The sequence below is a fragment of the Limosilactobacillus urinaemulieris genome (genome assembly GCF_932750685.1).
Classification (GTDB): Bacteria; Bacillota; Bacilli; order Lactobacillales; family Lactobacillaceae; genus Limosilactobacillus; species Limosilactobacillus urinaemulieris.
The window spans coordinates 82,001-99,033 of record NZ_CAKOBX010000004.1 but is presented as its reverse complement, the minus strand read 5'-3'; the positions used below and the strand labels follow the sequence as shown (position 1 = coordinate 99,033).

The window sequence follows — 17,033 nt, the reverse complement described above, 5'->3', positions numbered from 1 at the left end:
ATTACCACCTACCAAAATTAATGCTCTTCTTTTGTAGTGAGATGCTTTGCCCAGAGGGATAATGGATAATCAACAATGAAGTAGAGGATGAAAATCAGACCATATACCCAGAAAATACCGGTCGGGTGTGTTTGGTTATTTGCTTCGATGATCTGTTGACCAACGTTGATAACATCCATAACACTAATCATTAGCAAGAGCGAGGTTGTTTTAATCACCCGCGTTGCTAAGTTAATCGTTGCCGGGAGTTCCAACTGGATTGCTTGGGGCAACAGGACATAACGGAACAGCTGCCATTGATTGAGTCCCAATGCTAACCCTGATTCACGCTGGTGCTTGGGAACTGACTCGAGTGCTCCCCGAACAATATCGCTAAATTCAGCTGCAACCCATAAGGAGAACGCCAGAACCGCCATCCAAGTTGCCGGTAAATTGACGTTAAATTGTCGCGGCAAAATGTAGTAAACCAGGAACAAGAGAACCACTGTTGGAACAATCCGGAAGAACTCGAGGTAAAGGAGCAGGATAAAGCGGATAATTCGGCTAGGCAGGGTTCTTAACAGGCCGAAGATGGTTCCCAGTAGCAAGCCAATCGCTAACGAAACAACCGCAATCCAAACTGATGTCCACAGCCCACCCATTAACCGGGCAAAGTTTGTTCCTTCAAATAAGACACTAATTCCCGAATGAGCCATACCGAACCCTCCTTTCAAGCCAGTCAAGCAGTAAGATTACCGGAATTAAGATAATTGCGTAGGCGATTACCAATACAAACAAGTACTCGTTCGACCGGTAGTACATTCCAATCAAGTCAAGAGCTGTGTTAGTCAGCTCCGGAATTGCAATTACGGAAAAGATTGACGTTTCCTTGATTAGGAAAATAATGTTAGCCGCTAACGCTGGAACACTCAATGACAATCCCTGCGGAAGGATAACGTACCGTGCAAGCTGATACTGATTCATCCCCAGTGCTTCACCAGCATCAATCTGGGTTTGACTAACCCCATTAAATCCACCGGTGAATCCTTCAGCCATGTATGCTCCGCCAAGGAAAATCAACCCAATAATCCCACAAGTTTCGGCCGTCATCTTAATCCCCATTACTGGAAAAGCATAGTATAAGAAAAATAGCTGAATTAGTAATGGAGTATTCCTCGCAACCTCAACGTAAACGTTAAGAACCTGCCGAAGACCCGGAACCCGAAAGTACTGTACTAAACTGGTGATAATTCCAACAATGATTGAGCCAACAATCCCAACTAGTGAAAGCCAAAGAGTTAATTTAAACCCTTGGACAAAGTTAGGGAGGCTCTGCTGGATAATCGTCCAATCCATATAAAGATCATCCTCTCTTTTCTTTTACCGCGAAGTGAAAAAAGGCTTACAATTCAAATTCAGAATTGTAAGCCTAGTTTATTAATAATCAATCCAAAAGTAGCTTGATTACTCTTGATTTTACTAGAATACAAATTACTGAATTTTAATCACGCCAAAAAACTTGTTACAAGCAACGCAACAAGCAGGACAGAATTCATTTGGCATGACATTATTCAGCATAATCTGTACTCCCTTCGTGATGAATTAATTAAATTCTACCCGATAATGGCTAAAAGTCAATAGAATATCCTAACTTTTTGTAAGTTATCAATTGAACAAGGTCTCGTTTTAGCTAGAAAATACTTACCAACGAGGTTAGCAGAACAATAATCAGGATAATCCCCATAATGATCTTGGCCGGACTAAACTTTTCAGGTTTCTTAGCATACGCTTTTCGGTGTTCCTTTTCAACGTGGTTCAACCGGTCAAGAGCATGTTTCTCTACCATTGATTCATTATCTTTATCTTGCTTTGCCATTTGTCAACGCTCCAATCACTTCTTTGTACTGTTCAACAGTCGCATCATTAGCATGTTCACGCTGGGTATCGATTAGTTTCTCCATCAATGCTGGCTTAAGCAACGCTGTCAAAATCGTTTGGGTCATTTCTTTGGCCTGGTTTTGATCAAAGATATTTTGTGGCGCAACAAATTGCGGTTCATGCAAGGTGTCCTTAAAGCCAAGGATTAACATGTTTTGTTCAAACGCTGCCCGGACACTGTCAAGGATTTCACTCCCCCGGTTAATATCAAGGTAGACGTCACAATCTTTCAATAATTGCAAAGCCCGTTGACGGCTAACGTTTGGATAAACCGTTACATTTGGTCGTTCACCAAATACGAGGAGCTTCCCGGACATTTCAGTCACCGCAGCAATATGGAATTGAATATTTGGCATTGCCCGCACTAATTCATCTAAATGATCAATTTGGTCAGAATTAGTCATAATGAGAATGCTTGGTTGCAGCTTATTCCCCCGTGGATGCGGGTAAATCATCCCCAAATATTGGAGATCGTCAACATTACCAGTACCATTAGGGAATAATTCCCGTCGGCGCATCCAATCACGATGACGTTGAAAAACGATATGCTTCGTCCTTGTCTTCTTGTCCAGCAAGTACTGCATATTCCCGGGGATCTTTGCGCCAGTATCTTCATTCCAGAAGAGCGTATCTGAACCATCAGCCGGCAATTGATCCATTACCCATAACGGGTAGCTAAGGGAATTGTAGAAGATGTGATCAAGGTTATACTTTCGTAACTGAAGGTAGAATGTGACGAACTGCGGTAATGAAGTAAAGTGACGGTGAATCTTCTTGGTATTTAAAAAAATATCGCCAGCAGTAAGGTTCCACTCAATCACAATTTTGCCGTGATTATCAAAATACTTCCGGTACTTTGCCTGACCATTCTCATAGTAGGTTTTAGCAAATAAGTGCCCATGATTATTGTAATGGTCGACCCATGAAACCGGACCAATATCATCAGACCAGCGAACTTCCTTCACTAGCCGCGTATTGTTTGTAGAACTATAAAAGATCTGGGCCTTTCTCTTATCTAAATCATAAATCCGGCCCTCAGAGGCTGTACTCAAGATCCGCCAATAATACGGAATCTTAAGCTGATCAAAGTACAACGGATCATGGTTATCAGTCAAATTACAGAAATACTTAAACGGCGAATCAACATCGTCAGGCAAGAAGCCATCATCAACCATCGCTACTGACGGAATCTTGATCTTTGCCGTTTTTTGTGAAAAGAGGAAGTCACGAGAACTGCCATCATATTTTTCAAATAGGTTAATCATGTTTTAATTCCTCCAATAGCTTTCCCCACCGCTTAGCGACGTTATCGGTGAGGTATGGTTCCGCAAGGTCATAGGAGTGCTGGATAAATTTCTCCTGATCAGCGGTGGTAAAGAGTTTGATAACTGCATCAGCTAAGAGGTCAACCTTCTTATCATCGCTCCAATCTTGGGTATATGGTAACAAGTAGCCATTCTTGCCATCATCAATGAAGGTCTGGTTACCATATGGCACGTCAAACCCAATCATTGGCAAGCCCGATCCAACTGCTTCCAAAAGGCTCAAGCCAAAGCCCTCACTGGTAGAACCAGCAATATAGGCTGCATAATTCTTATAAACATCGGTAAGGTCATGTTGCCCCATCAACCGAATATAATCATTTGCATGGTACTGGTTGATTAGCTCAGTCAGCCGGCCCATTTCGCCACCCTGACCGTAGATATCCAAGGTAACGTCTGGAACTTCCTTATGTGCCTTAGCAACTGCCTTTACTAACCAGTCAATATGCTTTTCAGTAGCTAACCGCGAGGCAGTAATTAGTGAATGCGGCTTCCGCTTAGTAGTTGGCTTCGTCAGCTTCTGCAGGTTTCCCACTGGAATAGTAGTAACGTTCGGTGTCACGTTCTGGTATTGCTTAAATTGCTTGGATAACAGTTCACGCTGCTTATCAGTGGCCACGATGAAACTAGCAACATCCTTTGTATGAGTAAACTGGTACTCGTAGAAGTTATTCCACAAAACATTCTTCTTGTTGGTATAGTGTTCATCATAGTGATCTGCATGAACAATAATTACTAACTTAGCCGGATTATGATGTTCAAAAATTAACTGACCATTAATCAGAATGTTTCCATCATCCTCACGGTCAAGAATAATTGTGTCATCCTTCGTCAGGTGAAGTCGTTTTAACATTTCAAGGTAAAGAGCGTTCTTTGAATAATAAATCTGATCAGGAAATTCAAAGACTTCATGCTTTCCCCGCAAATGTTGAGTATAAGCAACACTACCATCCTCATTATAGAAGTCACGGTAAACAACATGGTTGCCATTCTTTTCGCCGCTATAATATTCGGTCGCGTATTTCGTGTATGAATAGAAATCACGTTTTACCATTGCCCCATTAGCAACGTAGGAAACCTGATCAATCGTCTTCTTTTCGGGATCATGGAAGCGAACATTGATCGATAACCCTTCTTCATCAGAAGTATAGAAGTAATTCTTCCCCCCATTGATCTTCTTACAGTTAAAGCTCCGGTCTTTAAGATTAATATCATCCTCAAACTTACTCAGGGGATAATCTGATGGTGCAATTTTGACATCAGTAAAGAAATTGTAGAACCAGATGATCTCATCGTCAGAATAACCAAGGTTTTTCGTTAAGTCCTCAATGTTGTTTGCCAAGATTAGATCCGAAAAAATAAACTTGGCTGGTATTTTTAATTTTCGTAATGATTGGGCACGGTAAGCTTGGGCGTACTCGACACCGCTGCTTGCCCAACCAATTCCGAGGTTGACATTATATACAGTCATCTAATCGTCCTCCCGTTTACCTAGTTGAAACTAACCACTAGTTGGTTCTTCTTGTTTAACTTAATCCGACTAAGCAGCAAGTTATCAACCGCTTTTTTCCGTGCTTCACGCAGCATGTTTTTGTATGATTCAAAGGCCTTTACTTGATAAATATAACCGGGATCACGACCAGAAAGCGACCATGGCTCAACAATAATCCGTAAATCATTGAGATAATTAACCTGATTAGTCCAACAACTATCCAAGGCGGTTAACAAGGCGGAACGATAAAACTGGTTTAATTGTTCAGTATTAATTAGCGTCTTGTATTTCTCCTTAAGAATATCTGTACATAAATTTTCCAGGTACTTTTTCAGCGCCTTACGGTTATACATTAAATTATCGGGAATCTTAACTTCCTGATAAGTAAAATGCTCATTAATCAAATGTTGCAATTGACTAGGCGACCAATCTGTCTGGGTATTAAGGAAGTCGTCAATTCCTTCGCTTAGCCAGTTACCAACTGTTCGTTCGAGGCGGGCATTATTCATTAACTTTTCCCGTTCCTTATAGAATTGGGTTCGTTGGATTCGCAGGGCAACTTCGTACTTGTTAGTCTTTTTCCGTGACCGAACTTCACCATCAGCTACCCGGCTCTTTAGCATTTCCAGACTTAAGCGAATCCGAGAACTTGTATGCTCCTTCGGCATTGCCCCCTTACGACGCTTTTCAACTAACTTGCGGTACATCTTCTTAAACCGCTTTGTACTTGCCTTTGCAATATAACTATCTTCCAACGAAATGTAGAATTGGCTAGAACCAGGATCCCCCTGCCGTCCAGCACGACCGGCAAGCTGCAGCTTAACCCGTTCTGGTAACATTTCAGTCCCAATAACAGCAAGGCCGCCCTTCTCCTTAACACCAGGACCCAACTTAATGTCAGTCCCCCGTCCGGCCATGTTAGTTGCGACCGTAACGGCTCCTGGCTGACCAGCATCCTTAACAATGGCAGCTTCACGGGCAATGTTAAAGGCGTTCAAGACGTTGTGCGGAATTCCGCGGTCAAGTAAGAGTTCCGAAATAATTTCGGAATTTTCCACCGAACCGGCAACTAGCAGGATTGGTCGTCCCGCTTTATGGAGCGTGATGGCATCATTTAACGCATGCATTAACTTTTCGGAAGTTGTTAGGTAAATCTTTGGCGGATAGTCTTTCCGAATAACTGGCTTATGGGTCGGAATTTGAACGACTTTCATGTTATAGACGTTGATAAATTCGTCTTCATCACCCTTAACCGTCCCACTCATTCCAGAGATCTTATCAAATAGTCCGAATAAACTCGGGAACGTGATTGAAGCAGCTGTTTTTTGGTTATCAGTAACCTTCACGTGTTCCTTTTGTTCAACAGCTTGGTGAAGACCGGTATTAACCTTAACCCCGTTTTTCAGCCGACCATCGGTTTCATCAAGCAGGACAACTTTTCCCTTTTCAACCAAGTAGTCATGACCATTTTTCATGAAGTAGTGGGCCCGCATCGCCAAAGCAATATGACGGTAAACCTCACGACTTTCATCATCATACAGGTTGCGGATCCGGAAATATTGTTCGGCTCGTTGAACCCCGTTATACGTCAACCAAATTGCCTTATCCCGACGACGAACGGTAAAGTCTCGTTTAGGAACCAGTGTCCGGACAAAGTCATCACACAGCCGGTAAAGGTTAGATTGAAGCATCGGGGCACTCGCAACAACAAATGGTGAAGTAGCTTGATCCAACAGAACATCATCCACTTCATCAATAATAACGTAATGGTACGGCCGTAAGTATTGACCGTCCTTATTGGCTGCTAAGTTATTGAATAGGTAGTCAAAGGCTAGGTTACTAGCGGTCGTGTAAAGAATATCTGAGTTATACCATTGCCGTTTTTCCTCTGGTCGAACCTTTCGCTCAGGATCATCCTTGGGGAACCCAGTACTTACCGTTAGTCCCATCCATTCATAAACGGGTGCCAACTGTTCCTCATCACGTTGCGCCAAGTAAGCGTTTGGTGTAACCAGAATTGCACCCTTGCCACTCAATGCATTCAAGTATAGTGCGAGGGTCGCGGTTAACGTTTTCCCTTCACCGGTTTTCATTTCAGCGATGTACCCTTGATTAAGGACAATCGCCCCCATTACCTGAGCATCATATGGGAACATCTTTAGCACCCGTAAATCGGCCTCACGCATAGCAGCGAAAGCACGGGGAAGGATTTGGTCAACAGTTTTCCCATCAGCCAATTGCTTTTGGAGAATCTTAGTTTGTGACTTTAATTCCTCATCACTCATTTTACGCATCTTGGGAGCCCATTTATTGACTTTCCGCAGCTGGCGCTTAATTTGGTGACGTTCAAAAGCATCAAGAATCATTTAACTTTCACCCCTCCCCATAATCCATTGATTGCGTGAGTAATTGTAATCCAATCTGGATCAACCAAGTTAGCCGTACTCCACTCAGGAATATCACGACTGGCATAAATTTCATAGTCAATATGCAATTTATCATCCTGACTTGCTTCCGTCAGTAACAGCTGGGTCTTTGGACTAGCCTGATGAACTTTTCGTAAAACCTTATCCAGATCAGCAGCTGTACTAATTAAGTGTGCATAAAGCTGGTTTTTCTGTTCAATCCAATGAACAATTGCATCAGCCAGGTCACCATCATACTGCCACCCAATACTGATGATCTGTAAAGGTAAGCCATTAAGCATCTTACCAACTGTTTCCCAGGTTTTCTTTACCCGCTTTGGGTCATGCATTACGACAATATTAATCGGCTGGTCAGAGTCTGAATTAACTGGCTGATGAAACCATAAATCGTTATGAACACTCCGTGGAAGCTTAGCCGGGCAAATTTCAAGCCGTTTAAATTGCAGGCTAGTACATCCCGTATTAACGAGACTAACTTCATAATGGACAGCACCCTCCGGAAACGTAAACGCCTTTTCAAGGTTATGAAATTCAAGCCGACTAATTTCATCTCCCTGGCCATTAAAGAAGATGATTCGGGTAAAGAAACCCTGTGCCGGTTCGGACGACGCCTTAATTGAAATCCGGTAGCGCTGGTTAATTCGTAGCAATGGTAATTGGGGAACAATCTTATTCGCCTGAAAATTATAGACGGACCCCCACTTAATAATATCCTTCCCGGGAACCATTAACGGATTATTAAAGTCCACTTCCTTTTTGGCGGAAATCGTTACTTTGGACCCGTTATAATAGGTATTCCACGATGGTCCCCAATATACTTGGTTAATATAATTCTGCATCTTATTAGCCCTTCCTGCCAAAATCGTTTTGCATTAATTCCTTTAGTCGACTGACAAACCAACTAACAACTTCTGGATCATCATTGTGTCGTCCAGGGAAGCCCTTATAGATAAACTGTCGTGCTTTCTTTACCGCACGATTGTTTGATAGATCATGATATGCCAAATTATCGTAGTCATCATCTTTCATGTAAGCGATAAATAACTTCGTATTCGTCAGATCACATTCAGTAAAGTCCTCCCAGAATGTTTGGTCAATCATGTTTAGATCGGCAATGCTTAATTTTTTCGTTAGCTGTGAATCAATATCAAAAATCGTATCAAATTCATCTGGACGGTGAAGACGCCCACGTAATGCCACGTAACCCAGGTTAGTAATCGGCTTCGAAACGATGATTGCATGGGCAGACAATTCAGCGCCATACTTCAATGCCGGATAAGTCCCCATTGAAATTCCATTCATCACTAACTGATCCTTGGTGAAGCCCAGCTCTTTCAAGTGGGTCATAATCTTTTCCTTGATTAACTCTGAAATTTTAGCGCCAGTATAGAACTGCCCAACTTCAAGCCGGGGATCCGTAAACAGGAGGGATGGTGCATGGACACTCCTGAATAGTGGGTAAGCTTCAAACCCTTCCAATTCACGGGCACCAGAAAAGTAAACATTCAGCGGTGGCTTTAGATCGCCAGGGTTAAAGTAAACGCCAACCTCTTCTCTTGTTTGCGGATCAACTAATCGATCTCCACCAACAATATAATGACCAACACCCCGTCGCGACCAGCGAAGGTGAAGGTTACCAAGAATCAATACTCCCTGACCGCGAGCCTCCAACTGAACATTGGTTAACCGACCAACTTCAAGCGGCTTAAGCGGTAAGTCTTGTTCCTCCGAGGTATCCATATCAAGAATAAATGACTTAGCGGGATCTCCATCCCCACCTAGCGGACTGTAAAAGGCTCGCAGACGAAGATGCAAGTCATCAGTATTTTGGTGCTCAAGCCAAAACTTAATTACCCGATTTGGGTCAATGTAAAGTGAGGGCCGGTAATTACCTAACGAGCGCCACTCTTCTGCTGTATCAACGTTCAGGATCAGGTGTCCCTCATCGTGAAACTGCATTTCTTGAATATACTGATCGTTTAGTATCAGGCTTTGTGGTGAAATCCGCATCCCCGATTGACCAAAGTAATACTTACTAGGCAGGCTGTTAATTAGTGCTTGTGGCTCCTCATCAATTGGCTTGGCTAGCTGGAGGCGGAGATATGTTTGTCCCGCAAGACTAATTTGTTCCTTAGCTTCCGGAACATAAAGGACGGTATAAGGATCAGATAACCACTGTAATTTCGCCCAATCCTCGTCACTCAACTGGGTTGCCCCAGTAACAATAACAACCGTATAGCGATGTGGTTTATCCTCTTTTAGCGGCCGAGGATAAGCATTATATTCCCACTTAACATCTTTCGGAATCGCGTAATTTACTGACCAATCACTTGGCCCTAATTGAAGGACATTCATTAACTCTCACCTCACTTTGCAGTAACTCGTTGCCAAACCTTTAGCATATTCTCTTCTGAATACTGGTTAAGCATTTGAACATCATACGTTAGCGCCATATTCCAGTTCTTCAAGCTATCCATGTAGTAACTTAAAGCTACTGGCAGTTGAAGCATATTCTCACAAACAAAGCCATTTTTCCGATCAACAATGGCGGCCGTCCCAACTTGACGAATTTGCGGAATCCCAACGTTAATTGTTGCCATTTGAAGGAAACTATCCGGACGTTCTCCCCAATCAATAACGAGACGGATCTTGTCTAAGGCACTCATCACATCATTATTGTTCGTCCAACGATGAACCCGAATTTCTAGTTCAGGTGTTTGATCATCTTCATCGGGAATGGATCGCTTTAACATTGGCTTTTCTGGCTTTAACTTAAATTCTCCTGGGTGGGCGGCCTTGAGTTCTTCAATCATCTGGTTTGCTAACTGCTCTTTTTCGCTAGTATAGGCAAACATGTATAAGGCCTCTCCCTTAGGATTCTTGAGAAGGCGTTGGTAAACCAGTTCGATAATTGGCCGCAGCATGTTCGGGTCAACATCTTCCACAAAGACACCGATCCGTTGCTGACTAATCCGCTGACTGTGCCCCAGTTTGAACTGGGATGGAAATAGCGGAATTACCCCTGTCTGGATGGCAACCACGTATGCCTTCTTTAACATTGCGGAAGTTTCTTCTGAATCAACAAGGATTCCTTGATTAGCCTCCCCACGCAATACTTGAAGCGTTTTTTGGAAAGGATGCCAGCCACTGACTGAATAAACCGGCCGTAACTTAGCAAAGGTTTCATTTTTAACCATGGATTGATCGTCCATCGTTACGATTAAATTATCTTCTTTATGAAGATGCGCAAGAAATTGGGTTTCTACGATCTCGGAAACTAAATCGGTCAACCGTGAATATTGAAGTTGCTTAGTAAATCGTGGCAAATCAGCATTGATCTCTACCTCATCACTTTGCAAGTGGTGCTTAAAACGCCAATGCCCCTGCTCATCATAATAGATGTGGAGGACTGGGCGCTGATTGTCTAGCCGTCTTTCACGGGAGATAAAACCGCGACTATCAAAATCGAGGATACGGTTAATCCGTCCCTGCTGATCATAGTATTCAACGGCTAAGATTTTCCCTTGATTATCAAATGCCACCTTAGCGTAAAGCCTATCCTTGCGAATCGCATATACCCGAAAGGCGGTGTAGTTGAAGCTAGTATCATCCGGCCAGTTAAGATCATGCAGATCAATAATCCGACTGGCAAAGTGATTAACCCCCTGTAAATAATCAAACACAGAAAAGATCTTTGAAGGTGCTAATGCCATCTCGTTTAGTTTAGTCATTAGCTGGGGCTGGTAATCAGTTATTACTAGTCCTGCTTTATTCTGGGTATTTTGTAACAACTGCATGTGACTCGTTGCATCGTCAAAGGCAATCTTTGGGACAGTTGTCGCCCAGTCCTCCATCAATTCATGCCAAGCTGGTACTAAGTAATCCAAGATTATCCCTCTTTCTTCATTAACTTCTCGTAACGACTTGGGAACAGCAAGGTCAACAGTTGATCCTTAATTCCGGTCATAAACATAACCAACATAACAATATTCATTGGGATAACAGCAAAACCAGCAAATTTCCCCAAAAGCTGGTTACCGAGTAATCCGAGGGTCAATTGAATAGCGTTCAGAAGTGCTCCCCAGAATGAGACCCGTAAAAGTTTTTGCTTCAAGTATTCTTGAGTTGGCTTCCCTGGCCGAATTCCGAGAACATAATTGTTGCTGTTCCGAAGCTGCTTTGCCTGTTCCTTAGGATTAAATTGCATAAACGCAAAAAAGTAGAATAAACCAAATGCCAACAATCCACTAATAATGGCATCAAAGTAAACATTAGCAAAGATCGAATCTCTGCCGAGGAGGCTTCCGATCATTGTTGGGAACATCAATAAAGCCATCCCAATCATGTATGTCATCATTGCTCCTGAGTTAAGTCCAATTGGTACAATAATCGGTTTGGCACTGCTTGGCATTGATGTATTAATTGTCTTAACCGGGTAATAGGCATGACCAAATGCGTTCCAGAAAACAATTGCGAGAATTCCAACAAGGATTAGGGCAACGATCCAGAATGCCGGGTGACCTAAAGTAGTGATTCCCTGAACGGCTTTTTTAAGGTTTGGTAACGACATCGTAACCATGTTAAAAAGAACGATCGTGATCGTCCCTCCAATACCAAATTCCATGTTCATGTACCCCATCCAGACAACAAACAAACTACCAGCAGTTAAAATAATTATTACGGCAATCGCTTGCAGAATATCTGAAGTCAGGTGAAGACCAATGACCAGGGTAACGGCCTGAATTAACGTTAAAATTAAGGTCACAAACTGTTGAACCACCATCATCTGACGCATTGATAAGGAATCCAGACTGAAGAGCTTCATCATCATTAAAAGCTGCATAATCAACATTGCAATCATCAGTGGGTTTAGTCCGATCATGAACAGCGATAGCTTTTGGAAGTTAGCCCCACTCATGAAACTAACAACGCTCAACGGCGTATTGTTTAACAAATGATGAAACGACTTGGTAAACCGTGCAAACGGAACTGGGATTGACGATCCGAGCATGTAAACCAGTAATGTAAGCAACGTCACCGCAACCCGACGACGCAAATTAGACAACTGAGATGTTTTTCGCATTTTTCACACGCTTTCAAATATATTTCTAGAAATACGGAAATAGTGGTTTTGTTCTTTGCAAACTTTCCCCAACAAATAATTAAAATTTGACCACTAAATCTTGCTAACATCTTAATTTTAATGCAAATAGATCATAAATAAAACACTTATTACCATATAAACGAAATTCATGACAAACTAAAAGAGGTTAGGGATTGACTCCAACCTCTCTGCTATTTAAAGCTAATAATGTCACAACTTAGATTTTGCGATCATTCTTAATTTAAAATCAACGTCTTGGTACTCATGGTACATTCCGGCATTCAAGTATGCTTTTCGGCATCTCTTTAACCGTTTAATATAAATTTCCTCTAGGATCCGCGGATCGTACCCTAAGATATGAAGAAAAGCAATTTCCTCCTCCAAGCTCCGTAATGGCCGAATGTCTTCTTGGTTTCTGCGATGCGAAAGACCCTCTTGATTAAGGCGATAAATATAATCCTCATCATCTAAGTAAACAATTTTGCTAGCCTGGAGGTACGTTTTCCAGGTTGTAAATTCATCATCAATTTGGGTATCTTCTGGGCAAAAGATCTGTTTGAGAACTTCTTGGCGAAAGAGTTTTCCCCAGAGAACAGTATAAATTAATTGAAAAAAGTCATCCCTATTAGTATAAGCAAAGTCAAACCATTCTCGTGGGGTGAAGGTATGCCGACTAACCTTATGCTCTGGCATATGCACAAGTAAGTGACCATTCCCCTTATAATACTGAAAGTCACTTATTGCGATCTGGCTTCCAGTTGATTTCAAGGCCGCAAATAACTCTTCTAAATAATTAGGCATTATGTAGTCATCACTATCCACAAAGGTAATGAAATCCCCAGTAGCAACATCCATTCCATAATTCCGCGCCTTGCTAACACCTTGATTTGACTGATGGAATACCCGAACTCGTGAATCCAGTTCCTGATAATGAGTGCAAATTGCAAGTGAGCGATCCGTTGACCCATCATCGATCAAAATTAGTTCAAGGTTCTGATACGTTTGTTTCAATATACTTTGAATACATTGATCTAAATACTGTTCAGTGTTATAGACTGAAACAATAACTGATATTTGATCTTCTCTCATCATTATTTACCCAGCATTACTAATCATAAAAAGCCTTAAAAACCGCTTCAGTCAATGCTCGTTTTACAAAGTAACCTCCACGAATTAGCTTTGCAAAATCATCAATTGAGTCAACCATTTGATCGTACTCCGCGGTCGTCATTGTTTGAACCTGTTCAATTGCTTCAGGGAGTGAATCAGCAATAATTCCCAAGTTCTTTTTCTCAATAATGTCACGAGCTGGGGTCCCGCTATTGACAATGACTGGCAACCCAGCAGCCAAATAAGTTGACAGCTTAAATGAACAATTATGCTTCATATATTCAAGCCAGTATGGATCGCCAGACCAAATCAGACCAAAGCCACCCGTCCGGCGAATATTATCTAATAAGGCGATATCTGGCATGCTGCCAACAAATTCAATATTACGACCGACTCCCCAGTCTTTTGGCGATGTAAAGACTCGAAGCTTAACGTCTGGATTAAACCAGGTTCCACCAAAACCAAATTTATCTGGATTAGTTGGATCACCAGCAAAGTTAATAATTGGAGCATAATGAGGCTTTTCCTTCCCCAGCTCATTGTCAACCATATGGTCCCACATTTTTTGGATAACAACTTTCTTAACAGTTAAGCCATGCTGACGTAAAAGTTCAACCATGGATTGGGATGGAGCAATGATCACATCAGCCATGTTGTAATACTTAATCCATTTGTCCAACAAGTACCGATTGCTCTTCCACATTAACGGAATCACATCATGGATGAAAATAATCCGTTTTAACCCATCATAAATCATGGTTCGTTCAATAAGCGCTGTATCCCATTCAACTGAGTTCCAGGATGGCGATTGAAAAACGATCACATCACCCATTTCGACTCCCGCTAACATTCCATCAAAGCGAGAAATTAATGAACGCTTGCTCTCGTTTTTGTCTTGATACTGAAAAACACCAATTTCACGAAAGCCGAGTTCTCTCGTCGCAATGTCCGTTACCATATTCTGGGCCAGTCTGGCAACCCCAATCATATGGTGCGTGTTGGTAATGTGTACTCTCAAATTATCCATCCTTCTTTCTAAATCCAATTATAGCAAACTTAATCATTTTTATAAAAAAAGCTCCAGCATTTTAAAGCTAAATGCGTGGAGCTTTATTCTGATACAGATTCAATCATTATCTAGTATAAAATGAAATGACTATTCTGCAAAATTTAAGGACGAGTGTTCTCAACAGCCGTAACAAGCTGATCCATTGTCTGACTACCAAAAATGACAGGTCCATCATTAATCATTGTTGCAGGGACACTCATGATGTTCTTAGTTTTCCGCAATTCTGGGAAGTGTTGTAAGTCAATCATCGTTGCCGTAATCTTTGGATTTAATGCAGCCATCCGTTGGCAAGCAGCGACAACATCAGGGCAGAAGTGACAGGTTAGTGAAACACCAATCTTAATGGTTGCTTCAGGAAGTGCTTTAATCCGTTCAACCATTTCCGGTGAAATCGTCTGTCCAGGTCCCGCAACATTATAGATGCCTAAAACAAGTGAATTTAACTCATGACCTGTCGGAATTCCTGCATAGTGAAGTCCAGTATCATTACCATTAGCATCAAGCAACCGTAATTGTGGCAAGTACTTAACATCTTGCGGAGCAGCTTGCTTCTCGACCTTCATATGTTGCTCATCCAAACTAGCAAATTCCGTTACAAAGCCAAGCAACTGGTCACTTAATGACGTTCCGTTAGCTAAGACTTGTAAAGTAACGGTCTTTGTCAAACGAGCAAGGATTGGCTTCAATTGCTGATCAATATCTGCAGATAACCAATTGCCAGCATGCGGTGTAACTTCCTCTTCATTATCAAGAGAAGAGGTTTGACCGACCGTTTTGGTTGGCTGTTTAATTTCTGCATGGATTGGAATTCCAAGTCGTTGTTTTTGATCAGCAATATACTTTTCAGCAGCCGTGGCAGCTTCGGCACCGTCAGCAGTAGCCGTTACTATTTGCCGAAGCGACTTTTCAATAATATCGCCAGCAGCAAAGACTCCTGGAATGTTTGTCTGCCGTTGACTATCAGTAATAATATAGCCTTGCTGATTAAGCTTAATGACTCCTTCAAGGTTCTTTGTTGCCGGTTGGGTCCCAATGTAAATAAAGACACCAAAGGTTTGGTCACCATCATTAAGGTGGTAAGTTGTTTTTTCACCGGTCTTATTATTAACCAGGATGGCTTCGGTTAAGTAATCATCACCAGAAACACTTTCTACCTCAGTGTTGTACTTAACGCTAACCTTTGGATTATCCAATGCCCGAGATGCGATCAGCGGCGGACAGGTAAAGTGATCGCCCCGAACTAAAACGGTAACGTGCTTTCCATAACGACTTAGGTAGTCAGCTTCTTCTGCGGCAGCATAGCCACCACCAACAACGAAGATTTGCAAACCGGTGAACAGCTCACCATCACAAGTTGAACAGTAGGCAACGCCCCGGCCACGGAACTTTTCTTCACCAGGGAAACCAACCTTTCTTGGGTTAGCCCCGCCAGAAATGATAATGCTCCGTGCCAGGTACTGCTGCCCATTAGTATCAGTTACGGTTTTAACGTCAGCAGTTAAATTATCGTACTTGGTAACTTCAGCGTGTTTGATTTCAACACCGAAATCCGCAACCTGCTTTTGCATTTTATTCATCAATTCAGTGCCGTCAACTTCTGCTACCCCGGGATAGTTATAAACAACGGATGTCGTCGTTACTTGACCGCCAACACTGTTTCCCTCAAGGATTAGCGTATCAAGGGTTGCCCGACCAGCATAAAGACCAGCTGTCAATCCAGCTGGACCGGCACCAACGATGATCAAATCATAGATATGCTCACTCATCGGTGTTTCCTCCTATAAATTAAAGCTTACCAACAAGGTCCAAGCTTGGCTTAATTGAGTCTTGACCTGGCTTCCAGTTTGCAGGGCAAACACGATCACCATGTTCACGAACAAATTGAGCAGCTTGAAGTGTCCGCAGAATTTCATCAGCGCTACGACCAATTCCCATGTTGTTAATTGTGTAAGATTGAATCTTGCCATCAGGATCAACGATGAAGACACCACGGTAGGCTTGGCCAGCGTCTTCATCCAAAACATCAAACATCCGGGCAAGCTTACCAGCAGGATCAGCTAACATATTGTACTTAATCTTGCCAATCTTTTCTGAAGCTTCAGCCCATGCTTTGTGGACGAATTCAGTATCCTCTGAAACTGAGTAAATATCTGCATCAGCCTTCTTAAAGTCATCATACTTATCTTGGAGAGCTTCAAGTTCTGTTGGGCAAACAAATGAGAAGTCAGCTGGGTAGAAAAAGAAGATACTCCACTTACCCAAAACATCATTCTTAGTAACTTCCTTGGTCTTGCCGTCTTGGTATGCATTTACCTTAAAATCATCAATTTCGTGACCAATAAAATTCATCATAATAACCTCTCCTTAATTTAGAATCATTCTTAACTACATCTTAAGTATAACTAATTTCCAATTAAGATCAAGGCTAAATTAGAATTATTTTAAATCAAATATTTTAAAAATAAAAAAGGGGTTGTGGCATAAGTCCTATTACTTAGATAAAACACGAACAGCGCAGTACATAAATGGCTTCTGTCACGCTCCCTCGCAATGGTTACCTAATAATATAGATAAACCTCTTAAACCAGTAAAT

At 42.0% G+C, this 17,033-nt stretch carries 14 protein-coding genes; all 14 read right to left on the bottom strand.

All coding sequences use genetic code 11. The annotated features are described in order from the left end of the window. Positions 1-17: 17 nt before the first annotated feature. The 14 genes from MR181_RS04155 to ahpC all read right to left on the bottom strand — a co-directional run bounded on the left by MR181_RS04155 (position 18) and on the right by ahpC (position 16,789). Positions 18-695 (bottom strand): amino acid ABC transporter permease, encoded by a 678-nt coding sequence (locus tag MR181_RS04155; protein WP_242335212.1) that lies wholly within the window; start codon positions 693-695, stop codon positions 18-20. Further along, positions 676-1,335, bottom strand: a complete 660-nt coding sequence (locus MR181_RS04150) for an amino acid ABC transporter permease (protein ID WP_102169240.1) — start codon at positions 1,333-1,335, stop codon at positions 676-678. The genes MR181_RS04155 and MR181_RS04150 overlap by 20 nt, the downstream gene beginning before the upstream one ends. A 334-nt stretch (positions 1,336-1,669) precedes the next feature. Next, entirely contained in the window at positions 1,670-1,855 is a 186-nt protein-coding gene (locus MR181_RS04145) for a hypothetical protein (protein WP_102169239.1), read from the bottom strand. Further along, entirely contained in the window at positions 1,839-3,182 is a 1,344-nt protein-coding gene (gtfB, locus tag MR181_RS04140) for an accessory Sec system glycosylation chaperone GtfB (RefSeq protein WP_242335209.1), read from the bottom strand. The genes MR181_RS04145 and gtfB overlap by 17 nt, the downstream gene beginning before the upstream one ends. Beyond that, on the bottom strand, positions 3,175-4,710 hold the full coding sequence (gtfA, locus tag MR181_RS04135; RefSeq protein ID WP_242335206.1) for an accessory Sec system glycosyltransferase GtfA: 1,536 nt from the start codon (positions 4,708-4,710) through the stop codon (positions 3,175-3,177). Before gtfA ends, gtfB begins: the two co-directional genes overlap by 8 nt. A gap of 20 nt (positions 4,711-4,730) precedes the next feature. Then, the gene (secA2, locus tag MR181_RS04130; protein WP_242335203.1) at positions 4,731-7,097 is read right to left on the bottom strand and encodes an accessory Sec system translocase SecA2; all 2,367 of its coding nucleotides are present in this window, start codon (positions 7,095-7,097) and stop codon (positions 4,731-4,733) included. Next, positions 7,094-7,996, bottom strand: a complete 903-nt coding sequence (gene asp3, locus MR181_RS04125) for an accessory Sec system protein Asp3 (RefSeq protein ID WP_242335200.1) — start codon at positions 7,994-7,996, stop codon at positions 7,094-7,096. The genes secA2 and asp3 overlap by 4 nt, the downstream gene beginning before the upstream one ends. A 4-nt stretch (positions 7,997-8,000) precedes the next feature. After that, the gene (gene asp2 / locus MR181_RS04120; RefSeq protein ID WP_242335197.1) at positions 8,001-9,512 is read right to left on the bottom strand and encodes an accessory Sec system protein Asp2; all 1,512 of its coding nucleotides are present in this window, start codon (positions 9,510-9,512) and stop codon (positions 8,001-8,003) included. Between the two features lie 11 nt (positions 9,513-9,523). Further along, on the bottom strand, positions 9,524-11,044 hold the full coding sequence (gene asp1, locus MR181_RS04115) for an accessory Sec system protein Asp1 (RefSeq protein WP_242335194.1): 1,521 nt from the start codon (positions 11,042-11,044) through the stop codon (positions 9,524-9,526). A gap of 2 nt (positions 11,045-11,046) precedes the next feature. Beyond that, positions 11,047-12,240, bottom strand: coding sequence for an accessory Sec system protein translocase subunit SecY2 (secY2, locus tag MR181_RS04110; RefSeq protein WP_242335191.1), 1,194 nt, complete (start codon positions 12,238-12,240; stop codon positions 11,047-11,049). Positions 12,241-12,471: 231 nt separating this feature from the next. Next, positions 12,472-13,353 (bottom strand): glycosyltransferase family 2 protein, encoded by an 882-nt coding sequence (locus MR181_RS04105; RefSeq protein WP_242335188.1) that lies wholly within the window; start codon positions 13,351-13,353, stop codon positions 12,472-12,474. Between the two features lie 16 nt (positions 13,354-13,369). After that, complete coding sequence (locus MR181_RS04100; protein ID WP_242335185.1) at positions 13,370-14,398, bottom strand: glycosyltransferase; 1,029 nt, start codon at positions 14,396-14,398, stop codon at positions 13,370-13,372. Between the two features lie 143 nt (positions 14,399-14,541). Then, positions 14,542-16,206 (bottom strand): FAD-dependent oxidoreductase, encoded by a 1,665-nt coding sequence (locus MR181_RS04095; RefSeq protein ID WP_242335182.1) that lies wholly within the window; start codon positions 16,204-16,206, stop codon positions 14,542-14,544. A gap of 19 nt (positions 16,207-16,225) precedes the next feature. Then, on the bottom strand, positions 16,226-16,789 hold the full coding sequence (gene ahpC / locus MR181_RS04090; RefSeq protein WP_040531529.1) for an alkyl hydroperoxide reductase subunit C: 564 nt from the start codon (positions 16,787-16,789) through the stop codon (positions 16,226-16,228). Between the last annotated feature and the right edge of the window lie 244 nt (positions 16,790-17,033).

Excerpts from the sequence above, each read along its gene's own strand:
- secA2 (WP_242335203.1), bottom strand. The coding sequence starts at position 7,097 with ATGATTCTTGATGCTTTTGAACGTCACCAAATTAAGCGCCAGCTGCGG.
- MR181_RS04145 (WP_102169239.1), bottom strand. The coding sequence starts at position 1,855 with ATGGCAAAGCAAGATAAAGATAATGAATCAATGGTAGAGAAACATGCT.
- MR181_RS04100 (WP_242335185.1), bottom strand. The coding sequence starts at position 14,398 with ATGGATAATTTGAGAGTACACATTACCAACACGCACCATATGATTGGG.
- MR181_RS04105 (WP_242335188.1), bottom strand. The coding sequence starts at position 13,353 with ATGATGAGAGAAGATCAAATATCAGTTATTGTTTCAGTCTATAACACT.
- asp2 (WP_242335197.1), bottom strand. The coding sequence starts at position 9,512 with ATGAATGTCCTTCAATTAGGGCCAAGTGATTGGTCAGTAAATTACGCG.
- MR181_RS04150 (WP_102169240.1), bottom strand. The coding sequence starts at position 1,335 with ATGGATTGGACGATTATCCAGCAGAGCCTCCCTAACTTTGTCCAAGGG.
- gtfB (WP_242335209.1), bottom strand. The coding sequence starts at position 3,182 with ATGATTAACCTATTTGAAAAATATGATGGCAGTTCTCGTGACTTCCTC.
- MR181_RS04095 (WP_242335182.1), bottom strand. The coding sequence starts at position 16,206 with ATGAGTGAGCATATCTATGATTTGATCATCGTTGGTGCCGGTCCAGCT.
- secY2 (WP_242335191.1), bottom strand. The coding sequence starts at position 12,240 with ATGCGAAAAACATCTCAGTTGTCTAATTTGCGTCGTCGGGTTGCGGTG.
- ahpC (WP_040531529.1), bottom strand. The coding sequence starts at position 16,789 with ATGAATTTTATTGGTCACGAAATTGATGATTTTAAGGTAAATGCATAC.
- MR181_RS04155 (WP_242335212.1), bottom strand. The coding sequence starts at position 695 with ATGGCTCATTCGGGAATTAGTGTCTTATTTGAAGGAACAAACTTTGCC.
- gtfA (WP_242335206.1), bottom strand. The coding sequence starts at position 4,710 with ATGACTGTATATAATGTCAACCTCGGAATTGGTTGGGCAAGCAGCGGT.
- asp3 (WP_242335200.1), bottom strand. The coding sequence starts at position 7,996 with ATGCAGAATTATATTAACCAAGTATATTGGGGACCATCGTGGAATACC.